The sequence below is a fragment of the Streptomyces sp. DH12 genome, from assembly GCF_020873895.1.
Taxonomy (GTDB): Bacteria; Actinomycetota; Actinomycetes; order Streptomycetales; family Streptomycetaceae; genus Streptomyces.
On the sequence record NZ_JAHWGT010000037.1, the window covers coordinates 13,270 to 34,802 of the forward strand.

Sequence of the window (21,533 nt, forward strand, 5' to 3'; positions counted from 1 at the left end):
TCTTCCGTGGGCGAACCCGGGGTAACGTCCGCGGCCTGCCCGAACCACCGTGTATGTCCGCCTCCGGGCGGCGGTCCGGGGTCCGCGGGGCCGACAACGACACGCGGGGTGGGAGGTGACCATCCCCAGCGTCGCTCGTTCTGCTGAACGTGAGCACCCAGGAAGCCCAGCAGACCCGTAAGGCCGCCGATCCGGGCGCCGCGGCCGCCGCCCACGCCCCCGTCGACGTGGAGCAGGCGGAGGCGGCGCTCGTCGAGCACTACCCGCGGCTCGTCCGCATCGCCTATCTGGTGCTGCCGCCCGCCCTCGGCCGCAACCGCCGCGTCCTCACCGCGCACGCGCTGGTCCAGCGATCGCTGCCCCGGCGCCGCGCCACGGCGGGCGACGGGTCGGCGATGCCGGTGCAGCGGCGCCCGGAGGACGCCGTCGACCCCGGATACGCGTACGTACGGGGGCGGGTGCTGCGGCAGGCCCTGGAGGCCGGGCGGCCGCTCGGGCGCGGCGGGTGGCCCAAGCGGGCGCAACTGCCGCCGCTGCTGCCGCAGGTGTGGGGGCTGCGGCTGTTCCCCCGGTCCGGCGGCGCCGACGAACTGGCCCTGGACCAGCGGCTGGCGGCCCTGTCGGCACCCGGCCGGGCGGCGTACGTGCTGCGGGGCCTGGAGCGGCAGGGCGACGCGGAGGCGCGCCGCGTCCTGGCCGCGGCCGGGGTCGCCGACCCGAAGGCGGCGCTGGCGGAGGCGGACGGCGTGGAGGCGCCCGGCGGGGCGGGCGGCGGCACGCTGCTGGAGTCGCCCGAGTTCGACCCCTGTTCGCTCCAGGCCCGGCCCACCGACCTGATGCGGCGCCGGCAGCACACCCGGGCGGCGCTGGCCGCGCTGGCGGCCGCGGTGGTGTGCGGGACGCTGCTGGCGCTGCCGGGCGACGGCTGGGGGCCCGACGGCGCGGCGGCCCCGCCGTACGCGCTCAACCCGGCCGCCCAGGCCGCGCTGGACCCGGCGAAGCTGCAGCGGGTCGCGCCGGCCGCGTGGCAGCGCTCGTCGCGCACGGACTTCACGGTGTGGCCGGCGCGCGGCGGGCTCGTCGACGACGAGGCGCTGCTGCGGCGGGCGCTGGCGGTGTGGGCGCGGCCCGGGCCGAAGGTGCAGGCGTCGGCGACGCCCGGGACGCTGCCCGGACCGCCGATGGGCCCGGCACAGCTGCTGTACGCGGGCGAGGTGGACAACGCCCGCGTGGTGCTCTTCCACGACGGGCTGCGGGCGGTGCGGTACGCCGAGCCGCAGGACGGCACCGACGTGGCGGCGCTCGACTTCGCCCGTACGGACGGGGCGGACACGGCGTCCTCCGCGGCCCTGGTGGTGGGGCGCACCCACGCCAACGTCCGCTACCTCACCGCGCCGTGGGTGCGCGGCACGGCCGTGCGGGACCTGCTCGTGGCGGACGGCGCGGCCCGGCCGCTCCAGCGGGACGCGGACGGCGTGACGGCGCCGATGCAGAGCCCGGCCGCGGCGAGCGACTGCCGGTCGTGGGACGTCCTGGAGGTGCGGGACGGGGTGTCGACGCGGGTCCTGACCGACCTGGGCGAACTGGCCCCCGCCCGGCTCACCTCCGGCGCGCCGGCGTCCCCGGTGGACGTGGCGGGCGGCCGGGCCCGCCTGGAGTGGGCGCGTACGGCCTGCCTGCTGCCGTCGATGCGGGCGCTGGGCGTGCGGTCGGTCAACTCCTGGCGCTTCGCCGAGCAGGAGCTGCCCGGCTCGGGCACCGGCACGGCGGCGTGGCTGTGCACGCGCGCGGAGACCTGGCGCGGGTCGGGCAGCCGGGTGCTGGCCCAGTTCCAGCCGCCCGCGCCGAAGGCCGCGCCGGGGGCGCCGTTGACGGCGGGAGCCGTGGCGGCGCGCGCCGAGGACTCGCCGGCCTGCGGCGCGCGCCGGCCGGACGTGCTGGCCGGCGTGGTGTGGAAGGACCCCGACGACCGGTGGTACGTGCTCGCGGCGGGCAGTTCGCGGGTGGCGTCGCTCACGACGTCGGGCGGCGTGGAGGGCAGCTCCGACGGGCGGTTGCTGGCCGTCGCGGCGGAGCGGGGCGCGCGGGCCGAGCTCTCCGGGAAGCTGGAGGACGGGACGCGGATCGACGCCTTGCGCTGACCCGCGGCGGCTCACGGGGCCCGGACGCCGAGCCGTAACCGGCCCGGGCCCGGACGCCGAGCCGTACCGGGTCCGTGCCCGGCGCCGGGCGGTACGTCCCGGCTCGACGCCGGTGGCGGCCGGGTGCGGGTGGTCGCCGAGGACACCGGGGGCCGGCCGGACCTGGCGTTCCTCGCCGACCTGCCGGAGGGGACGGAGGTCTACTGCTGCGGCCCCGACGGGCTGATGGCGGCCGTCACCGCCGCCCTCCCCGAGGGCCGCGCGCCGCGGCTGGAGCGGTTCGCGGCGGCCGCCCCGGGCGGCGGCGGCGCGTTCGAGGTGGAGCTGCGCCGCTCGGGCCGCACCGTGCGCGTCCCGGCGGACCGGTCGGTGCTGGCCGCCGTGCGCGACGAGGTGCCGCACGTGCCGTACTCGTGCGAGCAGGGCTTCTGCGGCACGTGCCGGCAGCGGGTCCTTCAGGGCGAGGCCGGCCACCGCGACGAGCTGCTGACGGACGGGGAGCGGCACGACTCGATGCTGATCTGCTTCTCGCGCTGCCGCGGCACGCGACTGGTGCTCGACCTGTAGGGCGGCGCGGCCGGGCTACGGCAGCAGGAGCCAGTCGGCGGCGAGGGCGGTGAGCAGGCCCGCGCCGAGGAGCCAGGTGCCCAGCCGGGTGCGGCCGTGGCGGCTCAGCTCGATCACCACACCGCACAGGATCATCGCCAGCCCGTAGACGCCGACGACCAGGACCGACGTGCGGCTCGCCAGGCGCAGCACCAGGACCGCCGCGAGCGTCACCAGGACCACCGTCGCCACGGCCACCCGCAGGCGGCGCGCCTGGCGCGGGGTCAGCCCGTCGCGGGCCTCCTGCGGGGCGTCGTCGTCCCCGGCGTGCTCGGGCGCCGGTATGGAAGGGGTGCGCGGGGCGTCCGGGGACGAGGTGCCCGGGGCGCCCCGCGTACCCGACCCGTCCTGGTCCGATGTGGTCATGCGGGGAGCGTAACGGACCGTGCGGCGACCTCTGTTCGAAGCCCGGCGGTTACGCTGTCCGCATGACGACCGGGGTGCGCAGGCGGATGGGCGTCGAGGAGCGCCGACAGCAGTTGATCGGGGTCGCGCTGGAGCTGTTCGGCCGACGCTCCCCCGACGAGGTGTCGATCGACGAGATCGCCGCCGCCGCGGGCATCTCGCGGCCGCTGGTGTACCACTACTTCCCCGGCAAGCGGAGCCTGTACGAGGCGGCGCTGCGGCGGGCCGCGGACGACCTGGCGAGCCGGTTCGCCGAACCGCACGACGGGCCGCTGGGCGCGCGGCTGCTGCGCGTGATGGCGCGGTTCTTCGACTTCGTGGACGAGCACGGGCCGGGCTTCTCGGCGCTGATGCGCGGCGGGCCCACCGGCTTCGCGGGCGGCGCCCGCGCGGACGGCGCGGTGCCCGCCGCGTACGCGGTGATCGACGGGGTGCGGCGGGCCGCGCGGGACCAGGTCCTGCACCACCTCGGTGTGCGCGGCACCCCGCCCGCCCGGCTGGACCTGGTGGTGCGGTCCTGGGTGGCGCTCGCCGAGTCGACGGCGCTGATCTGGCTGGACGGGCGCCGGGTTCCGCGCGCCGAGCTGGAGGTGCAGCTGGTGCACGACTTCGCGGCGCTGGCCGCGGTGAGCGCCGCGCACGACGCCGAGATGGCCGCCCTCGTCTCCCGCATGCTCGCCGACGAGCCGGCCGACGGGCCGTTCGGCGACCTGGTGGGCCGGCTCGGCGCGCTCCTCACCACGGCGAGGGCGGCCGGGACTGCGGGGACGCAGGCCGGGGTCCCGGCGCCGGCCGGCGCGGTGGAGGCCGGCTCGGTGCAGGCCGGCTCGGTGCAGGCCGGCGCGGTGGAGGCCGGTCAGCCCTTGCGGTAGGACGCGTCGAGGTCCCTGACCTCCGCGGAGACGTGCACGGTCAGCCCGTCGACCGGTTTGAGGAAGTCCCGCACGAGCGCGGCCGCGGCCTGCGACAGGCGCGCCTTCGCCTCCTCGGTGCGGCCGGCGAGCAGGGCGACCTCCACGTGGACGACGGCGTCGCGGCCCGTCCCCTCCCCCACGGCGAAGTCCTCGGTGCGGCGGGTGCGGGTCTTGCACGCCTCGGTGCGGGCGGCGACGGTCTCGACGACCACGGGGTGCAGGGCGCGGGCGTAGCCCCGGCGGTCGAAGGCGTCGTCGAGGGCGGCGGAGTAGTCGACGGTGATCTGCGGCATGGCCCCTACCCTCGCCTCCGGGCGGGCGCGCGCACAAGCGGCGCCCGGATGCCGGGACGCGGCCGCCCCGGCCCGTGGGGGCGCCCCCGTACGACCGACGGCGCCCCGCTCCGGAGGGAGCGGGGCGCCGTGTGCGGGGCGGGCCGGTCAGCGGGCGGTGAAGACCGCGACCGTGCGGGCGGGGACGGTGAAGGTGCCCGACGCCGCGTCGTACCGGGACGCCTTGACGACGGCGTCCGCGCCGCCCGCCTGCACCGGGTGCAGGGCGTGGGCGCGGCCGGCGAGCGCGGCGATCCGCTGCTCCTGCCGCTCCGGCGTGGCGTTGAAGACCACGACGAGGTCACCGAGGCGCATGGTGATCACACCGGGGGTCTCGTCCTCACCGGAGAGCGGGAAGGACAGCGCGGCCTGCACCTCGCCGGCCGTGGACAGGCTGAACGCCTTCTCCGTCGTGCGGAGCTCCAGCAGGTCCCGGTAGGCGGCCGAGGCGCCCTCGATCTGCCGGCAGCCGGCCTTCAGGGAGGGCGAGGCCAGCAGTGGCCGGGCGTGGTCCCACTTGTCCCGGTTGTCGGCGGCGGGCGGCAGGCCGCGCCCGAAGCCGTTCCCGGCCCGGCAGTCCCAGTTGAGGACGTTGAACCAGTCGCCGCTGTCGTAGGAGTTGCGGTCCAGCGACTTGGAGCGCAGCAGGTCCGTGCCGGCCTGGGAGAGGGCCGGGCCCTGGGAGAGCGCGGCGGTCGCCATGGCGAGGACCTGCATCCTCGCCCGGTCGTCCGGGGACGTGCCGGCGGGGAGCTTGAACGCCAGGGCGTCGTACAGGGTCTCGTTGTCGTGGGCGTCCGCGTAGGCGAGGGCGTCGCCGGGGGCGGCGGCGTAGCCGGCGGGGGCGCCGTTGTAGTCGACCTGGGAGCCCTTCACCCGCTTGCCGGAGGTGTCGGTGAAGGCGTAGTCGGCGAGGTTGCCGGAGAGGCCGACCTTGATCAGGTCCTGGTAGTGCAGGAGGCGGGCCCTCTGCTCGGCCGGGGTGCCGTTGGCCTTGGAGGTGTTCGGGTCGGTGAACAGGCCGGAGGCGAAGCCCTGGACGCCGGGGTCGGCGTCGAAGGGGCCGCCGCCGCGCACGGCGTCGCGGGCCCGGTCGGAGAAGGTCGCGATGCCGGTGCCGGCCATGTTCGCCTGGGTGGCCTGGACGAACCGGGCGTCGTCGGCGACCTCGCCGAAGTTCCAGCCCTCGCCGTACAGGATGATCTTCTTGCCGTCGACGCCGTCCTTCGCGACGGTTAGGGCGTCGAGGGCCCTGCGGACCTGGAGCATGTTGGCCTTCGGGTGGTGGCCCATCAGGTCGAAGCGGAAGCCGTCGACCTTGTACTGCTTCGCCCAGGTGACGACCGAGTCCACGACGAGCTTGCCCATCATGGTGTTCTCCGGCGCGGTGTTGGCGCAGCACGTGGAGGTGGCGACGGAGCCGTCGTCGAGGAGCCGCTGGTAGTAGCCGGGGACGATGCGGTCGAGGACGGACTTCTCCGACTGGCCGCTCGCCACGGTGTGGTTGTAGACCACGTCCATGACCGTGCGCAGCCCGGCCTTGTTGAGGCCCTGGACCATCTGCCGGAACTCGACCGTGCGGCGGGTGCCGTCCGGGTCGGAGGCGTAGGAGCCCTCGGGGACGGTGTAGTGCAGCGGGTCGTAGCCCCAGTTGAACGCGTCCTTGGCGGCGGCCCCGGACACGCACTGCTGCTGCCGGTCGGAGTCGGGGGCGTACGCCGCCAGGTCGCAGGCGGGGGTCGCCTGGTCGGACTTCCTCTCGGGGATCGTGCCGATGTCGAAGACGGGCAGCAGGTGCACGTACGAGGTGCCGCTCGCCGCCAGCTCGCGCAGGTGCTTCATGCCGTCGGAGGCGGTGTCGGTGAAGGCGAGGTAGCCGCCGGGGTGCTTCGACGTGCGGTCGGCGACGGAGAAGTCGCGGACGTGCAGCTCCTGGATCTGCGCGTCGCGCAGCGGGGTGGCGGCGGGCTTCCTCAGCGTCGTCCAGCCGGCCGGGGCGAGCCTCGGGTCGGTGAGGTCGGTGACCAGGCTGCGGGCGGAGTCGGCGGTGAGGGCGGTGGAGTAGGGGTCGGTGACCTTGTTGGTGACGACCTTCCCGACGGTGGGCGCCCAGACCGTCACCTCGTACCGGTACGGCTTGTTCCGCCAGCTCCTGGCGCCGGTGACCGACCAGACGCCGGTGGCCGCGTCGCGCTTCATCGCCACGCGCCTGCCGTCGAGTTCGAGGGCGACGGTGCGGGCGGTGGGCGCCCAGACGGAGAGGGTGGGCGTGCCCTTGCGGAAGACCGGGCCGAGCGCCTCGGCTTGCGCCTTCGCGCCGTACAGGGCGTCCAGGACGCCCGGGATCTGCACGCCGGTGGCGGCGAGCAGGGCGCCGTTCGGGGCGCGGTGGGTGGCGATCAGCTGACCGCGCAGGGCCTCGCGCACCCGGTCGCGGTCGCGCGGGTCGACGGTGAAGGCCGGGTGGTCCTTCAGGTGCGGGTACTTCGCCTTCTGGGCGTCGGTGAGGGCGGCGGGGGCCAGCCGCAGCCAGCGGCCCTCGTCGGAGAGGGCGCCGCCGGTGGCGGTGATGGAGCCGTTCCGGTCGTACACGAGCTGGGTGCTGGTGCCGGGGGCGGCCTTCACCTTCCACACGACGGTGTCGGCGTCGATCCACTGGGCCTCGGCCTTGGTGAGGTCGAGGTCGGGCGCGGCGCCCGTGGTGGGCAGCAGGTAGCCGGTCTCGCCGGTGAGGAGCCAGACCTCCTTGCCGTGCGTGCCGAAGTCCAGGGACCGGTCGGCGGGGATGTCCTTCTCGTCCCCCTTGTGGACGATGTAGGACAGGGACGTGGCGCCGGCGGCGAGGGGTACCTCGAAGGTGAGGCCGAAGGTGTCCTTCCGCACCGGCTGGAGGGGCTTGGACCAGTCGGTGGGGGTGGCGGCGCCGGTCCAGGTGTGCAGGCCCCAGCCGTCGAGGTCCCCGTCGGGGCGGTGGTAGTGGATGACGGCCTTGCCCGGGTCCTGCGGCGGGTAGGCGCCGTCGGGTGCCTTGTCGGCCTGTCCGTCGGACCCCTGCTTGATCCAGACCTCGCCGGTGGCGGAGAGGTCCAGGGTGCGCCGCGGGCCGTCGGGGGTGCCGTTCCTCTCGACGGTGTACGGGAGGGTCGTCGTGCCGTCCTCGACCTTGACCCAGGCGAAGGCGCCGTACGCGTCGCGGCCGGTGAAGGGGGCGGTGGTGGATCCCGTCCGCAGCTGCCAGCCGTCGTAGTCGCCGTCGGGCCGCTGGTAGTGGACGACGGCGTGGTCGCGGTCGACGGCGCTGGGCCTGTCCGGCTTCGGCGCCTGACCGGCGGTCGTGGCGGCCAGGTCGCTCGCCGTGCGGCCCCTGGTGTCGACGGCGACGGCCTTGTAGCGGACCGGGGTGCCGGCCGGGGCGGTGATCTTGTGGGTCACCGTGTACGGCGCGTGGTCGGCGGAGCCGAGGACCCGCCACGGGCCGTTGCCCTGCTGGGCGGCGAAGACGACCCGGTTCAGCTGCCCGCCGTCGGCGTCGGCGGTGACCTGGACGGTGCCCGAGGCGCCCGCGGCGGGGGCCGTGAGGTCGACGGTGGGGGCGGTGGCCGGGGCGGCGAGGGGCCGGTCGGCCTTCAGCACGACGGAGGAGAGCGCCGGGACGGTGACGGTGACCTTCCGGTCGGTGCCGCTGGTCGCCGTGGCGGTGCCGCCGTGGATGGTGCGGAAGGTGGTGCCCGCCGACTCGGTGGTCAGCGCGACGGTCCTCGCGGTGGTCGCGTTGTTGACGGCGACGACGTACTCGGTGCGGTCCCGCGCCCCGGTGTCGAAGCGGGAGAAGGCGTAGACGCCCGCGCCCGTGTCGGCGTGGCGCTCGATCTGCACGCCGTCCGCGAGGGCCGGGTGGGCCTTGCGGAGCCCGGCGAGCGCGGCGATCTGCCGGTACAGCGGGTGCGTCGGGTCGTACGCGTCGGCGGCGTGGGTGCGGTCGGTGCCGAGCTGGTCGTCGTCGAGGTAGTCGGCGGTCTGCGACGCGAAGAGGGTCTGCCGGGCGTCCTTGTCGCCGCCGGGCCCGGTGTAGCCCTGCTCGTCGCCGTAGTAGACGACGGGGTTGCCGCGGCCGAGGAACATCAGCTCGTTGGCGAGGCGGTAGCGCCGCAGGAGCTCCGCGTCGCCGGCGCCGGCGTTGTCCTGCTTGAGGAACGCGCCGAAGCGGCCCATGTCGTGGTTGCCGAGGAAGTTGACCGACTCGTAGGCGTTGGCCTTGTCGGTCGTGTACTTGTGGTCGTCCGCGAAGAGGGAGCGGAGCTTCGTCGCCGGGCCGCCCTGGGAGGCGTACTGCCGGGCGGCGTCCTGGAAGGGGAAGTCCAGCGTCGCGTCGAGCCGGCCCTCGCGGACGTAGTGGGAGGTGACGGAGGTGTCGGCGGAGTACACCTCGCCGAACATGAAGAAGTCGGGGCGGCCGCGCTCGGCGGCGTACGCGTCGAGGGCGGTGGCCCACTGGGTCCAGAACTCGGTGTTGACGTGCTTGGCCGTGTCGATGCGGAAGCCGTCGATGCCGAAGTCGCGCACCCAGCGCTGGTAGATCCTCTCCATGCCCTCGACGACCTCGGGGCGCTCGGTCCACAGGTCGTCCAGGCCGACGAAGTCGCCGTGGGTGGAGGACTCGCCGGCGAAGGTGGAGTCGCCCCGGTTGTGGTACATCGTCGGGTCGTTGAGCCAGGCCGGGACCTTCAGGTCCTTCTTGGCGGCGGGCACGACGGGGGTGCGGGGGAAGGTGCCGGGGCCGGTCCGCGGGAAGCGGCGGGTCCCGTCGGCGTACGCGGCGTCGTCGAAGGGCCGGCCGTCCGCGGTGAGGTAGGGGAAGGCGCCCTTGGAGAGGTACCCGTAGGTCTTCTCCTCGTAGTCGATGACGTCGGCGGTGTGGTTGGTGATGACGTCGAAGAAGACCTTCATGCCCTTGGCGTGGGCGCGGTCGATGAGCGTGCGCAGGTCCTCGTTGGTGCCGAAGTGCGGGTCGACCTGGGTGAAGTCGGTGATCCAGTAGCCGTGGTAGCCGGCGGAGGCGTTCTCGCCCTCGCCCTGCACGGGCTGGTTCTTGAAGATCGGGGCGAGCCAGATCGCGGTGGTGCCCAGCCCCTTGACGTAGTCCAGCCGCTCGGTGAGGCCCTTGAGGTCGCCGCCCTGGTAGAAGCCCTTGTCGGTCGGGTCGTGGCCGTGGGCGAGGCGCGAGCCGGTCAGCCCGCCGCGGTCGTTGCGCCGGTCGCCGTTGGCGAAGCGGTCGGGCAGGACGAAGTAGAACTGCTCGCGCGTCAGGTCGTGCCGGGCCGGCTCGGCGGCCAGCCGCCGGTCGGAGGGGGGCGCGGGCGGCTTGGGAGCGGCGTTCGCCGGTACGGCGGCCGGGACGGCGAGCGCGGTGAGCGTCGCCGCGACGAGGGCGGCGACCGTTCCGCGCGTCGGGCGTCGCCGCCGGTGGCGCGCCGGGGGGCGGGGGCGTATCAAGGCGGGTTCTCCTCGGTGAGGGTGTGCGGAGAAGACGGTGTGCGAAGCGGTGCGGTGTGCTGAGCGGTGCGCGTGCGAAGCGGTGCGGTGCGGTGTGCGGAGAAGGGGCCCCGCACCCGGGGCGGGTGCGGGGCGGGGTTCGTGCGGGCGGGGGTGCGGGTCAGTTCCGCCAGGTGTCGGAGAGGGTCACGGTCCCGCCGGACGGGACGGTCGCGACGCGGTTGGCGCCGCTCTCCCAGGTGACGTTGCCCGCGGCGTCCTTGCGGACGTACTTGTACGAGAAGGTGGTGCCGGGCGGCAGGCTGACGGTGTGCTTCCACACCGGGTAGGCGGCCGGGTCCAGCTTGGGCGCGACGGCGGGGTTCCAGCCGCCGAGGGCGGGGTGGTCGCCGGTGACGTGGATGTTCTCGCCCACCACCGTGGTGGCGTTCACCTGGAACGCGGCGCCGGCCGTGACCGGGTCCGTGGCGGGGTCGCCGCCGCAGACGCGGGCGCCGGCGTGCAGGGCGAGGGCGGTGTTCGCGCCGAGCGTGGCCGTGAACCGGCCGGAGCCGTCGACGGTGACCGGCGCGTTCCGCTGGACGTCGCAGTACGTGCCGGCGGGCAGGGACGTCTGGAAGGTGTGCGTGAGCGGGCCGGCCTCGCGGTTGATCGCGACGAACGCCTTGGTGCCGCGGCCGAAGGCGATGGCGTTGTTGCCGTTGTCCCACCAGTTCGTGACGCCCTGACCGCGGGCCACGTTCCGGAAGGGGACCATCGACTTGATCTCGCGCCAGTCGTGCTGGCACTTCCAGCCGCCGCTGTGGCAGGCGGCGACGTGGCCGCCGGCCGGGGCGCCGGCGTCCTTGTCCGACCACTCGTAGCCGGAGTGGACGTCCGGGGAGCCGTAGGGCCAGGCGAGCATGAAGACGCTGGCGAGGGTGTAGGCGGCGCCGGACTTGTAGGTGAGCGTCTCGCCGTTTCGCTCGGTGTCGTGGTTGTCGACGAAGACGCCGGACTGGCCGGAGGGCAGGTAGCCCCAGCTCTCGCCGAAGGTCTTCAGGTAGGCGAGCTTCTCGCCGGTGAAGACGCGCTTGAGGTCGCGGGCGTAGCGGAACTCCTGGACGTCGCCGGTGCCGAGGTACTCGCTCGGGGAGACGGCCTCGCCGGCGCCGAAGATGGCCTCCTGCTTCCAGTAGGCGTCCGGCTTGGTCAGCCGGGACTTGATGTTGGCGAGGTCGGCGGCGGGGATGTGCTTGGCCGCGTCGATGCGGAAGCCGTCGACGCCGAGTGAGAGGAGGTCGTCGAGGTACGCGGCGATCCGGCCGCGGACGTACTCCTCGCCGGTGTCGAGGTCGGAGAGGCCCACCAGTTCGCAGTGCTGGACGTTGAAGCGGTTCCGGTAGTCGGTGATCTCCGCCGTGCAGTCGTCGAAGTCGGGGGCGGAGTACAGGCCCGGGTAGCCGTACTTGGTGTACGGGGACCCGCCGGTGCCGGTGCCGCCGCCGGCCGACATGTGGTTGACGACGGAGTCGGCGACGACCTTGACGCCCGCGGCGTGGCAGGTGTCGATCATGCTCTTGAAGGCGGCGCGGTCGCCGAGGGGGCCGGCTATGCGGTAGCTGACGGGCTGGTAGGCGGTCCACCACGTGGAGCCCTGGATGCGCTCCTGCGGGGGCGAGACCTGCACGTAGCCGTACCCGGCGGGGCCGAGCGTGTCCGTGCAGGCCTTGGCGACCGACGCGAACTTCCACTCGAACATCACCGCGGTGACGTCCTTGTCTCCGGGTGCGGCGGCCTGGGCCTGGCCCGGCGCCGTGACGCCGGCCGCGACGCCGGCCACGAGGGCGAGTGCGGCGGCCGCTGTTCTTCTGGCCATGTCTCCTCCTGGGGAAGGGAGGTGCGGATGCTGTGGGGGCAGCCTCGTACGGCAACGCGCCATGCCCGCAAGGCCGGTTGAATCTTCTTGCTGCAAGACGGCAGCAACAGTTTTCGGACGTGACCGTACGAGCCCCCCGGCATCAGGTCAACCCCTGCGACACGCTCCGCTCACATGCGGGTCACAGCGGGGAAACCTCCTGGATTCCCGGGCTGCAAACCCTTTCGCAAGGTATTGCAGTGGTGTTACGTTCAACGACGACTCCGGTCCGGTCGGCCGGGGGGCGGCCGATCCCGGCCGGTCCCACGCGCCCGACCGGCCGGGCCGGTTCCGACCGGGAGGCCCGGGGTTCGAAGAAGACCCCGCCGCCCCGCACAGGGCGAAGCCCCGGGCCTCCTCGGGGAACCGCGTCCCGGGACACCCGGGGCCGTACGCGCCGCCGCCCCCGCCCGCGGGGCGGGCGCGGCGCCGGAGGTCAGGGACGCGGCGGGGACGAGGTGGAGCCCCGCACGACCAGTTCCGGCTGGAAGACGAACTCCGTGCGCTGCACCGGGTTCCCCTCGATCTCCTCCAGCAGCGCGTCGACCGCGGCCGTCGCCATCGCCCGCACCGGCTGGCGGACCGTGGTCAGCGGCGGGTCCGTGAACGCGATGAGCGGCGAGTCGTCGAAGCCGACCACCGACACGTCCGACGGCACGTCCAGCCCGCGGGCGCGCACGGCGCGGATCGCGCCCAGCGCCATCAGGTCGCTGCCGCACACGATGCCCGTGCACCCCTGGTCCAGCAGGACGTCGGCCGCCGCGTGGCCGCCCTCGACACCGAACAGCGTCGGCCGGACGAACGCGCGGGCCTGCTCGGGCTCCACGCCGAGCGTCCGGTGCAGCGCGGAGACGAACCCCTCGGCCTTGCGGCGGGCCGGCACGTAGCGGGTGGGGCCGATGGCGAGGCCGACGCGCTCGTGGCCCAGCTCCACCAGGTGGCGGACGGCCATGCGGGCCGCGGCCCGGTCGTCGGGCGACACGAAGTGGGCGTCGATGCGCTCGTTGTAGCCGTTGATGAGGACGAACGGCACCCCGCGGGCCGCCAGCCGCTCGTAGCGCGAGGGGTCGGCGCTGGTGTCGGCGTGCAGCCCGGAGAGGAACACGATGCCGGTGACGCCGCGCTCCTCCAACTGCTCGACCAGCTCGTCCTCGGTGGCTCCGCCGGGCAGTTGCGTGCACAGCACCGGCGTGTACCCGTACCCGGCGAGGACCTGCTCGATGACCTGGGCGAACGCCGGGAAGATCGGGTTGGTCAGCTCGGGGACGAGCAGCCCGACGAGACCGGCGCTGCGCTGCCGGAGCCGGACGGGCCGCTCGTAGCCGAGGACGTCCAGCGCGGCGAGCACCCGGTGGCGGGTCGCCGCGGCCACCCCCGCCTTGCCGTTGAGGACGCGGCTGACGGTCGCCTCGCTCACCCCGGCCTGCGCCGCGATGTCCGCGAGCCGCGGGGCGCCGGCGGTCAGGTCGCCGGCGCCCCGCGACAGCGGGAGGGTCACACCGCCCACCAGACCGTGGTGTCCGCGGGCAGCTCCACGGTGCCGGTGACGCTGGTGCGGACCGGCTCGTTGGCGAGGAGCATCCGGCCGGGCACGTCCACGGTGACCGGCGCGCCGGTGGTGTTCGCGGTGCACACGAACCCCTCGCGGCGGAACGCCAGGACGCCCTCGGGGGCGTCCAGCCACTCCAGCTCCTCCCCCGCGCCCAGCCCCGGCTGTTCGCGCCGGACCCGCAGGGCGGTGCGGTACAGCTCCAGGGTGGAGCCGGCCGCGCCGGTCTGCGCCTCGACGCTCAGCGCGCCCCACGTGGGGGGCTGCGGCAGCCAGCTGCCGCCGGAGCCGAAGCCGTACGAGGTGCCGTCGACCGTCCACGGGATCGGCACGCGGCAGCCGTCGCGGAAGCCGTCCTGGCCGGTGGCGCGGAAGAACGACGGGTCCTGGCGGACCTCGTCGGGCAGGTCGGTGACGTCCGGAAGGCCGAGTTCCTCGCCCTGGTAGACGTAGGCCGAGCCGGGCAGCGCCAGCATCAGCAGCGTCGCGGCACGGGCCCGGCGCAGGCCGAGTTCCCGGTCGCCGGGCTCGCGCAGCTGGGTGCCGAGGCCGGGCGGGTTGGCGAAGCGGGTGGCGTGGCGGGTGACGTCGTGGTTGGAGAGCACCCAGGTGGTGGGGGCGCCGACCGGGCGCATCGCGGCGAGCGAGGCGTCGATGACGGTACGGAGCTCGGCGGCGTCCCAGTGGGTGCCCAGGTACTGGAAGTTGAACGCCTGGTGCATCTCGTCGGGGCGCACGTAGTTGGCGGTGCGCTCGACGGTGGGCGTCCACGCCTCGGCGACGAGGACGCGCTCGCCGTCGTACTCCTCCAGGACCGCGCGCCAGCTGCGGTAGATCTCGTGGACGCCCTCCTGGTCGAAGAAGGGCATCACGTCGTTGCCGAGCAGCTTCAGCTGGTCGTGGGCGCCGATGTCGGGCAGGCCGGGCGCCTTGACGAGGCCGTGGGCGACGTCGACGCGGAAGCCGTCGACGCCCATGTCGAGCCAGAACCGCAGGATGGAGCGGAACTCGTCGCGGACGGCCGGGTGGTCCCAGTTGAAGTCGGGCTGCTCGGGGGCGAACAGGTGCAGGTACCACTCGCCGTCCTCGACGCGGGTCCAGGCCGGGCCGCCGAAGATGGACTCCCAGTCGTTGGGCGGCAGTTCGCCGTCCGCGCCCTTGCCGGGGCGGAAGTGGTAGCGCTCGCGCAGCGGGGAGCCGGGGCCCTCGCGCAGGGCGCGCTGGAACCACTCGTGCTGGTCCGAGGAGTGGTTGGGGACGAGGTCGACGATGATGCGCAGGCCCAGCTCGTGGGCCTCGCGGACGAGCGCGTCGGCGTCGAGCAGGGTGCCGAACATGGGGTCGATGGCCCGGTAGTCGGCGACGTCGTACCCGGCGTCGGCCTGCGGGGAGGCGTAGAAGGGGCTCAGCCAGACGGCGTCGACGCCGAGCTCCCTCAGGTACGGCAGCCGGCTGCGGATGCCCTGGAGGTCGCCCATGCCGTCGCCGTTGCCGTCGGCGAAGCTGCGCGGGTAGACCTGGTAGATCACCGCTTCTCTCCACCAGCCGGAGTCCGTGCCGGTGGTCGGGGCGGCGGGGGCGGCGAGGTGCTGGGTCATGTCTTCCCTGGGTGGAGTGGGATGGGGGCGGCGCCTGGTCCGGCGACATGGGCGTCGGGCCGGACCGGCACCGCCGTCTGGGCGCGTGGTACCGGGCGGGTCCGGGCGGGCTCAGCCCTTGGTGCCGCCCGCCGTGAGACCGGCGACGAGGTTGCGCTGGACCAGGAGGAACACCAGGCCCGCCGGCACCGTGATGATCACCGCGCAGGCCGTGAGGTAGCCCCACTCGGCCTTGTGCTGGCCGATGAAGCTCTGCAGGCCGACGGAGAGGGTGAGCATCGAGTCGCTGGAGAGGAAGGCGCGGGCGAAGGCGACCTCGCCCCACGCGGTGAGGAAGGAGTAGAAGGCGGTGACCGCGAGGCCGGGCTTCGCCAGCGGCAGGATCAGCCGGTAGAAGGTGCCGAACGGGGTGAGCCCGTCGACGCGGCCGGCCTCGTCGATCTCGTGCGGGATGGTGTCGAAGTAGCCCTTCATCATCCACGCGCAGAACGGCACCGACACCGAGCAGTAGGTGAGGATCAGCCCGAGGTGCGAGTCGAGCAGGCCCATGCCGCCGAGGATGTTGTAGAGCGCGACGATCAGCACCGCGACCGGGAACATCTGCGTGAGGAGCAGCACCCACATCAGCGACCGGTGGCCGGGGAAGCGCATCCGGGAGATGGCGTAGCCGGTGGACGCGGCGACGAAGACGCCGACGACGGTGGTGCCGGCGGCCACGATGAGCGAGTTGGCGAACCAGGTCGGGAACGCGGTCTCGGTGAGGACGTAGGCGTAGTTGCTGATCTCCAGGCCGCCCTCGGCGCTGGTCGGCCGGGTCCAGCCGGACCGGCCTCGCAGGGAGATGAAGACCATGTACGCGAGCGGGAAGACGGCCACCAGGCTGGCGGCGACCAGCGCGGCGTGCAGTCCGGCCGAGGCGAGCGGGGAGCGCTCCTCGCGGCCGCGGACCCTGCGGGGCCGACCGGCGGAGCCGGAGCCGGAGCCGGTGCTGCCCGCCGGGCCGGGGGCGTGTGCGGTCACGGTGTTCTTCCGGGGTTGGGTCGCCGTGCTCATCGGACGGCCTCCTGGCGGTTGAGCAGCCGGCGGTAGAAGACGGCGAAGACGAGGAGCATGGAGAGGATGAGGATGCCGTAGGTCGCGGCACCCGCGTAGTCGCGCACCGAGCCGAAGGCCAGGCGGTAGGCGTACGTCACGAGGATCTCGCTGTGCAGGGAGTTCGCCTCGCCGAGCATCAGGTAGATGATCGGGAACATGTTGAACGTCCAGATGGTGCCGAGCAGGATCACCGTGGCGCTGACCGGGCGCAGGCCGGGCAGGGTGACGTGGCGGAACCGCTGCCAGGGGGTGGCGCCGTCCATCTCGGCGGCCTCGTACTGCTCGCCGGAGATGGACTGCAGGCCGCCGAGGACGGCGACCATCATGAACGGCACGCCGAGCCAGACGTTGACGCCGATGACGGCGACCTTCTGCATGAAGGTGTCGCCGAGCCAGTCGACGGGGCCGAAGCCGAGCTGTCCGAGGATCGCGTTGAAGACGCCGGACTCGGAGTTGTACATCATGCGCCAGATGTAGGTGGCGACGAACGCCGGCACCGCCCACGGCAGGATGAGCAGCACGCGGTAGAGCGAGCGGCCCCTGACCTTCCGGTTGAGGAGCAGGGCGAGGCCGAGGCCGATGGTGTAGTGGAAGAAGACGCAGGACGCGGTCCACACCACGGTCCACAGGAGCTTGGGGTAGAACTCGCCGTCGGCGCCGGACAGCACCCGCCAGTAGTTGTCGAGGCCGACGAACCGGTACGTGGCGGGGATCTCGGTCGCGCCGAGCTGCTTGGCCACGTTGAGCTCGTTGGCGTCGGTGAACGACAGGTAGACGCCGCGGCCCAGCGGATAGGCGACGAGCACGCCGATGACCAGCACCACCGGCAGGACCATGGCCCAGGCGTACCAGTGCCGGTCGTAGGAGCGCTTCATGCGGGTGAGCAGCCCGGCCCTGGCAGGCCGCACGGCCGTGGCGGGATCTGCGGTGGCTGTCTTCATGGAAGTCTTTTTCCCTCAGTGCGTACGGGTCCGGCCCGGACCGGCGCCCTGTCGGCTGCCGGTCCGGGCCGAGGGGGCTCAGTCGACCGAGTACTCCTTGAGGGAGTTGATGTTGGTCTTCCACTTGTCGGCGGTGGTGTCGAGGCCCTTCTCGACGGTGGTGTTGCCCTTGAGGGTCTCGACGTACTGCTTGGTCCACTCGGCGAACATGTCGCTGACGCCGGCGACGGCCGGGCGGGCGGTGGAGTCGGCGAGCACGTTCTTGAACGCGGCGCGGATCGGGTCGGCGACGACCTTGATGGTGTACGCGTCGTCGCGGGTCGGCAGCACGCCCGTCTCGGTGGCGGCGAACTCCTGCGACTGGGCGGAGGTCATGAACGCCACGAACTTCTGGGCGGCGTCCTTGTGCGGGGCGTCGGCGCCGTTGTAGACGACGAGGTTGTGGCCGCCGGTGGGCGTGCCGGCCTTGCCGGCGGAGCCGGCCGGGACCGGGGAGACGCCGAGGTTGTCCTTCTTCTTGAACGCCTTGCCGGTGAGGTCGTCGGCCGTGGACCACGGGCCGTTGATCACCATGGCGACCTTGCCGTCCTTGAAGGCGGCCTGCATGTTGTTGTAGCCGTCGGTGTAGTCCGGCTTGACCGCGACACCGCTCTTGATCATGTCGACGACGGTCTGGACGGCCTTCTTGCCGGGCTCGTCGTCGACGGTGATCTTCTTGGTGTCGGTGTCGACCATCGCGCCGCCCTCGCCGTACAGGAACGGCAGGGCGAAGTAGCTGTCCGGGTTGAGGTAGATGCCGTCGACGCCGGTCTTCTGCTTGATGGTCTTCGCGGCGGCGGACAGCTCGGCCCACGTCTTGGGCGGCTGGACGCCGGCCTTCGCGAAGACCTCCTTGTTGTAGAGGAGCGCGAGGGCGTCGGTGACCTGGGGGACGCCGTAGAGCTTGCCGTCGACCTTGGCGCCCTCGACGAGGCCCTGGTTGAAGGAGGCGATCTCCTTGGCGGCCGGGGTGCCGTCGAGCGGGGCGAGGTACTGGTTCCGGGCGAGGCCGGCCGTCCAGCCGACGTCCGCGCGCAGCACGTCGGGGGCGTTGCCGGCCTGGGCGGCGGTCTTGTACTTCTGCTCCGCCTCGGCGAACGGGACGTTCTGGTACGTGACCTTGATGTCCTTGTGGGCCGCCTCGAACTTCTCGATCAGCTTCTTGTAGGTCGGCGCCTCGTTCGTGGCGTCCGAGGTGTCCCACCAGGTGATGGTGACCGGACCGCCGGCCGCCTTGTCCCCACTGTCGCCGCCGCAGGCCGTCGCCGCGAGGGCCAGGCTCGCGACCAGCGCGGTGGCCGCTATGCCACGCCGCATGTGAACTCCTTCAACTGATCCCGGGAAGACCGAGGCGGAAGACCTTGCGAAGACTTGCCACCTGCCGACCGCTCCTTCGCGGCGCGCCGGGTTGCCAGGAACGTAACAGGGATGAAAACGAGCCGAAAGAGCTTGCGGCAATTTTCTGCAAGGGGGAGGGATCGTTACATCCACGTGTCCCGACAGTTGCCGTCGCATCGCTTGACACGCCTGCCCCGGGCGCCCCCGATGCGCTCCCGCAGGCCCCCGACCGGGGCTTGCGCCGCCCCGCAGGGCCCTGCAAGCCTTGCCGTAACGCCTTGCAGGATCCTTGCATTCCGGCCTGGAACCGCCGGCCGCACCCGGCCCGCGCCGCACGACCGAGAGGCAGCCCGCGCACATGGCCAGCGAACTCGCCCGCAGCACCGCCCACCCGGCCCCGCGGCCCTCCGCGCCCCGGGAGTCGCCGGCGTCCCGCGCGCCCCGGGAGCGGCGGCCCGTGCCGCCCGCCCGCCCCGGCTGGTGGCGCGACGCCGTCATCTACGAGGTGTACGTCCGCTCCTTCGCCGACAGCGACGGCGACGGCGTCGGAGACCTGCCCGGGGTGCGGGAGCGGCTGCCGCACCTGGCCCGGCTCGGCGCGGACGCCGTGTGGCTCACCCCGTTCTACGCCTCACCGCAGGCCGACGGCGGCTACGACGTCGCCGACTACCGCACGGTCGACCCCCTCTTCGGCGACCTGTCGGACGCGGACGACCTCGTGCGCGCCGCCCACGAGCTGGGCCTGCGGGTGATCGTCGACATCGTGCCCAACCACACCTCCGACCGGCACCCCTGGTTCCGCCAGGCCCTCGCCGGCGACGGCCGCGACCGGTACCACTTCCGCCCCGGCCGGGGCCCGGACGGCTCCCTGCCGCCCAACGACTGGGAGTCCGTCTTCGGCGGCCCCGCGTGGACGCGGGTGGCCGACGGCCAGTGGTACCTGCACCTCTTCGCCCCGCAGCAGCCCGACCTCAACTGGGAGAACGACGCGGTGCGCGCCGAGTTCGACTCCGTGCTGCGGTTCTGGCTCGACCTCGGCGTCGACGGGTTCCGGGTCGACGTGGCCCACGGCATGGTGAAGGCCGCCGGGATGCCCGACATCGGCCGGCGCGAGCAGGCCCGGCTGATCGGCTCGCAGCGGCTGCCGTTCTTCGACCAGGACGGCGTGCACGAGATCCACCGCGGCTGGCGGCGGCTCCTCGACTCCTACGACGGCCCGCGCATCGCGGTCGCCGAGGCGTGGGCCCCCTCGGCGGAGCGGCTCGCCCTGTACGTACGCCCCGACGAGCTGCACCAGGCGTTCAACTTCGCCTACCTTCAGACTCCCTGGGACGCCGGGGCGCTGCGCCGCGTGATCGACGAGTCACTGCGGGCGACCACGTCCGTCGGCGCGCCCACGACGTGGGTCCTCTCCAACCACGACGTCGTCCGCCACACCACCCGCTACGGCAGCCTGCGCCGGGCCCGCGCGGCGGCGCTGCTCATGCTGGCCCTGCCCGGTTCCGTCTACCTGTACCAGGGCGAGGAGCTGGGCCTGCCCGAGGTGACGGACCTTCCCGACGAGGTGCGCCAGGACCCGGCGTTCCACCGCACCGCGGGGCAGGACGGCCTGCGCGACGGCTGCCGGGTGCCGATCCCGTGGAGCGAGCGGGGCCCGTCGTACGGCTTCGGCCCCGGCGGGAGCTGGCTGCCGCAGCCCGAGGGGTGGGGCGGCCTGTCGGTCGAGGCGCAGACCGGCGACCCGGCGTCGACCCTGGAGCTGTACCGCGCCGCCCTCGCCGCCCGTCGCGCGCACCCGGCGCTCGGCGCGGGCGAGGCCGGTGACGGCGGCGACGGCAGTGGCGGTGGCGGGTTCGACTGGCTGCCCGTACCGCCGGGGCTGCTGGCGTTCCGGCGCCGCGCGGCGGACGGCGGCGCCGTGGTGTGCGTCGCCAACACCACGGACCGCGCGGTGGAGATCCACCGCCCCGGCGGGCCGCGGGGCCGGCTGCTGCTCTCCAGCGACCCGGCCGCGGCGCCCGGCGAGGCCGGCCCCGGGGAGGCGACCGTCGCCGTCGCCGCCGACTCCTGTTCCTGGTGGGCAATCTGACGTGCGCCCGGTACAGTCGCACCACATGACCGCGCGGCTAGCCGACATCGCAGCCCAGGCGGGGGTCAGCGAAGCCACAGTCAGCCGCGTGCTCAACGGCAAGCCCGGTGTGGCCGCGGCCACCCGCCAGTCCGTCCTGGCCGCCCTGGACGTCCTCGGCTACGAACGCCCGGTGCGGCTGCGCCAGCGCAGCGCGGGGCTGGTCGGCCTGATCACGCCGGAGCTGGACAACCCGATCTTCCCGGCGCTGGCCCAGGTCATCGGACAGGCGCTGACCCGGCAGGGGTACACCCCCGTGCTGGCCACGCAGACCCCGGGCGGCTCCACCGAGGACGAGCTGACCGAGATGCTCGTCGAGCGGGGCGTCGCCGGGGTCATCTTCGTCTCCGGGCTGCACGCCGACACCACCGCCGACACCCAGCGCTACGACCAGCTGCGCGGCAAGGGCGTCCCGTTCGTCCTGATCAACGGCTTCTCCCCGCAGATCCAGGCGCCGTTCGTCTCCCCCGACGACCGGGCGGCGATGAAGCTGGCCGTCACGCACCTCGTCTCCCTCGGGCACACCCGGATCGGCCTCGCCGTCGGCCCCAAGCGGTTCGTGCCCGTGCTCCGCAAGATCGAGGGGTTCCGCGCCGGGATGCGCGAGCGGCTCGGCCTGTCCGCCGACGAGACCGAGGAACTGGTCCAGCACTCGCTGTACACCCTCGAAGGCGGACAGGCGGCAGCGGGCGCCCTCATCGAGCGGGGCTGCACGGCCGTCGTGTGCGCGAGCGACATGATGGCGCTGGGCGCCATCCGCGCCGCGCGCGGGCAGGGCCTGCACGTCCCCCGGGACGTCTCCGTCGTCGGCTTCGACGACTCCCCCCTCATAGCCTTCACCGACCCGCCCCTGACCACCATCCGCCAGCCGGTGCAGGCGATGGGGCAGGCGGCGGTTCGGGCGCTGCTGGAGGAGGTCGGCGGTACGCCGGCGCCGCACAGCGAGTTCGTCTTCATGCCGGAACTGGTCGTCCGCGGATCGACGGCCTCCGGTCCCCAGGGTCAGAGGTCCTCCGAAAGGCGGACGGATGGCGGCGAGAATCCGATTGAAGGATGA

Annotated in this window: 13 protein-coding genes and 1 pseudogene; 5 read left to right on the forward strand and 9 right to left on the reverse strand. The window is 73.8% G+C overall.

Annotated features, from left to right (window positions below; all coding sequences use genetic code 11):
* Positions 1-227: 227 nt before the first annotated feature.
* Positions 228-2,141: a hypothetical protein gene (locus LPA54_RS27085; RefSeq protein ID WP_228982513.1), complete on the forward strand. Its 1,914-nt coding sequence runs from the start codon at positions 228-230 to the stop codon at positions 2,139-2,141.
* 99 nt (positions 2,142-2,240) lie between these two features.
* Positions 2,241-2,708: pseudogene (locus LPA54_RS27090) on the forward strand (flavin reductase family protein); the annotation flags it as partial.
* 15 nt (positions 2,709-2,723) lie between these two features.
* Here LPA54_RS27090 and LPA54_RS27095 read toward each other — a convergent pair.
* Positions 2,724-3,113: a hypothetical protein gene (locus tag LPA54_RS27095; protein ID WP_228982404.1), complete on the reverse strand. Its 390-nt coding sequence runs from the start codon at positions 3,111-3,113 to the stop codon at positions 2,724-2,726.
* 62 nt (positions 3,114-3,175) lie between these two features.
* Between LPA54_RS27095 and LPA54_RS27100 the strand changes: the two genes are divergently transcribed.
* Positions 3,176-4,024 (forward strand): TetR/AcrR family transcriptional regulator, encoded by an 849-nt coding sequence (locus LPA54_RS27100; RefSeq protein WP_228982406.1) that lies wholly within the window; start codon positions 3,176-3,178, stop codon positions 4,022-4,024.
* On the opposite strand, the gene LPA54_RS27105 is transcribed toward LPA54_RS27100, so the two are convergent.
* From LPA54_RS27105 to LPA54_RS27140, 8 genes are all read right to left on the reverse strand, one after another.
* Positions 4,009-4,359 (reverse strand): 5-carboxymethyl-2-hydroxymuconate Delta-isomerase, encoded by a 351-nt coding sequence (locus LPA54_RS27105; protein WP_228982409.1) that lies wholly within the window; start codon positions 4,357-4,359, stop codon positions 4,009-4,011. The two genes, LPA54_RS27100 and LPA54_RS27105, sit on opposite strands and share 16 nt — an antisense overlap.
* A 147-nt stretch (positions 4,360-4,506) precedes the next feature.
* The gene (pulA, locus tag LPA54_RS27110) at positions 4,507-9,888 is read right to left on the reverse strand and encodes a pullulanase-type alpha-1,6-glucosidase (RefSeq protein ID WP_228982515.1); all 5,382 of its coding nucleotides are present in this window, start codon (positions 9,886-9,888) and stop codon (positions 4,507-4,509) included.
* Positions 9,889-10,051: 163 nt separating this feature from the next.
* Positions 10,052-11,749 (reverse strand): carbohydrate-binding module family 20 domain-containing protein, encoded by a 1,698-nt coding sequence (locus LPA54_RS27115; RefSeq protein WP_228982410.1) that lies wholly within the window; start codon positions 11,747-11,749, stop codon positions 10,052-10,054.
* A gap of 475 nt (positions 11,750-12,224) precedes the next feature.
* Entirely contained in the window at positions 12,225-13,295 is a 1,071-nt protein-coding gene (locus tag LPA54_RS27120; RefSeq protein ID WP_228982412.1) for a LacI family DNA-binding transcriptional regulator, read from the reverse strand.
* On the reverse strand, positions 13,283-14,935 hold the full coding sequence (locus LPA54_RS27125; protein WP_228982413.1) for a glycoside hydrolase family 13 protein: 1,653 nt from the start codon (positions 14,933-14,935) through the stop codon (positions 13,283-13,285). Before LPA54_RS27125 ends, LPA54_RS27120 begins: the two co-directional genes overlap by 13 nt.
* A 111-nt stretch (positions 14,936-15,046) precedes the next feature.
* Entirely contained in the window at positions 15,047-15,988 is a 942-nt protein-coding gene (locus tag LPA54_RS27130; protein ID WP_228982415.1) for a sugar ABC transporter permease, read from the reverse strand.
* Positions 15,985-16,971, reverse strand: a complete 987-nt coding sequence (locus LPA54_RS27135; protein WP_228982416.1) for a carbohydrate ABC transporter permease — start codon at positions 16,969-16,971, stop codon at positions 15,985-15,987. The genes LPA54_RS27130 and LPA54_RS27135 overlap by 4 nt, the downstream gene beginning before the upstream one ends.
* A 78-nt stretch (positions 16,972-17,049) precedes the next feature.
* On the reverse strand, positions 17,050-18,327 hold the full coding sequence (locus LPA54_RS27140) for an extracellular solute-binding protein (RefSeq protein ID WP_228982418.1): 1,278 nt from the start codon (positions 18,325-18,327) through the stop codon (positions 17,050-17,052).
* Positions 18,328-18,706: 379 nt separating this feature from the next.
* Between LPA54_RS27140 and LPA54_RS27145 the strand changes: the two genes are divergently transcribed.
* Positions 18,707-20,437, forward strand: a complete 1,731-nt coding sequence (locus LPA54_RS27145; protein ID WP_228982421.1) for a glycoside hydrolase family 13 protein — start codon at positions 18,707-18,709, stop codon at positions 20,435-20,437.
* 25 nt (positions 20,438-20,462) lie between these two features.
* Positions 20,463-21,533: a LacI family DNA-binding transcriptional regulator gene (locus LPA54_RS27150; protein WP_228982423.1), complete on the forward strand. Its 1,071-nt coding sequence runs from the start codon at positions 20,463-20,465 to the stop codon at positions 21,531-21,533.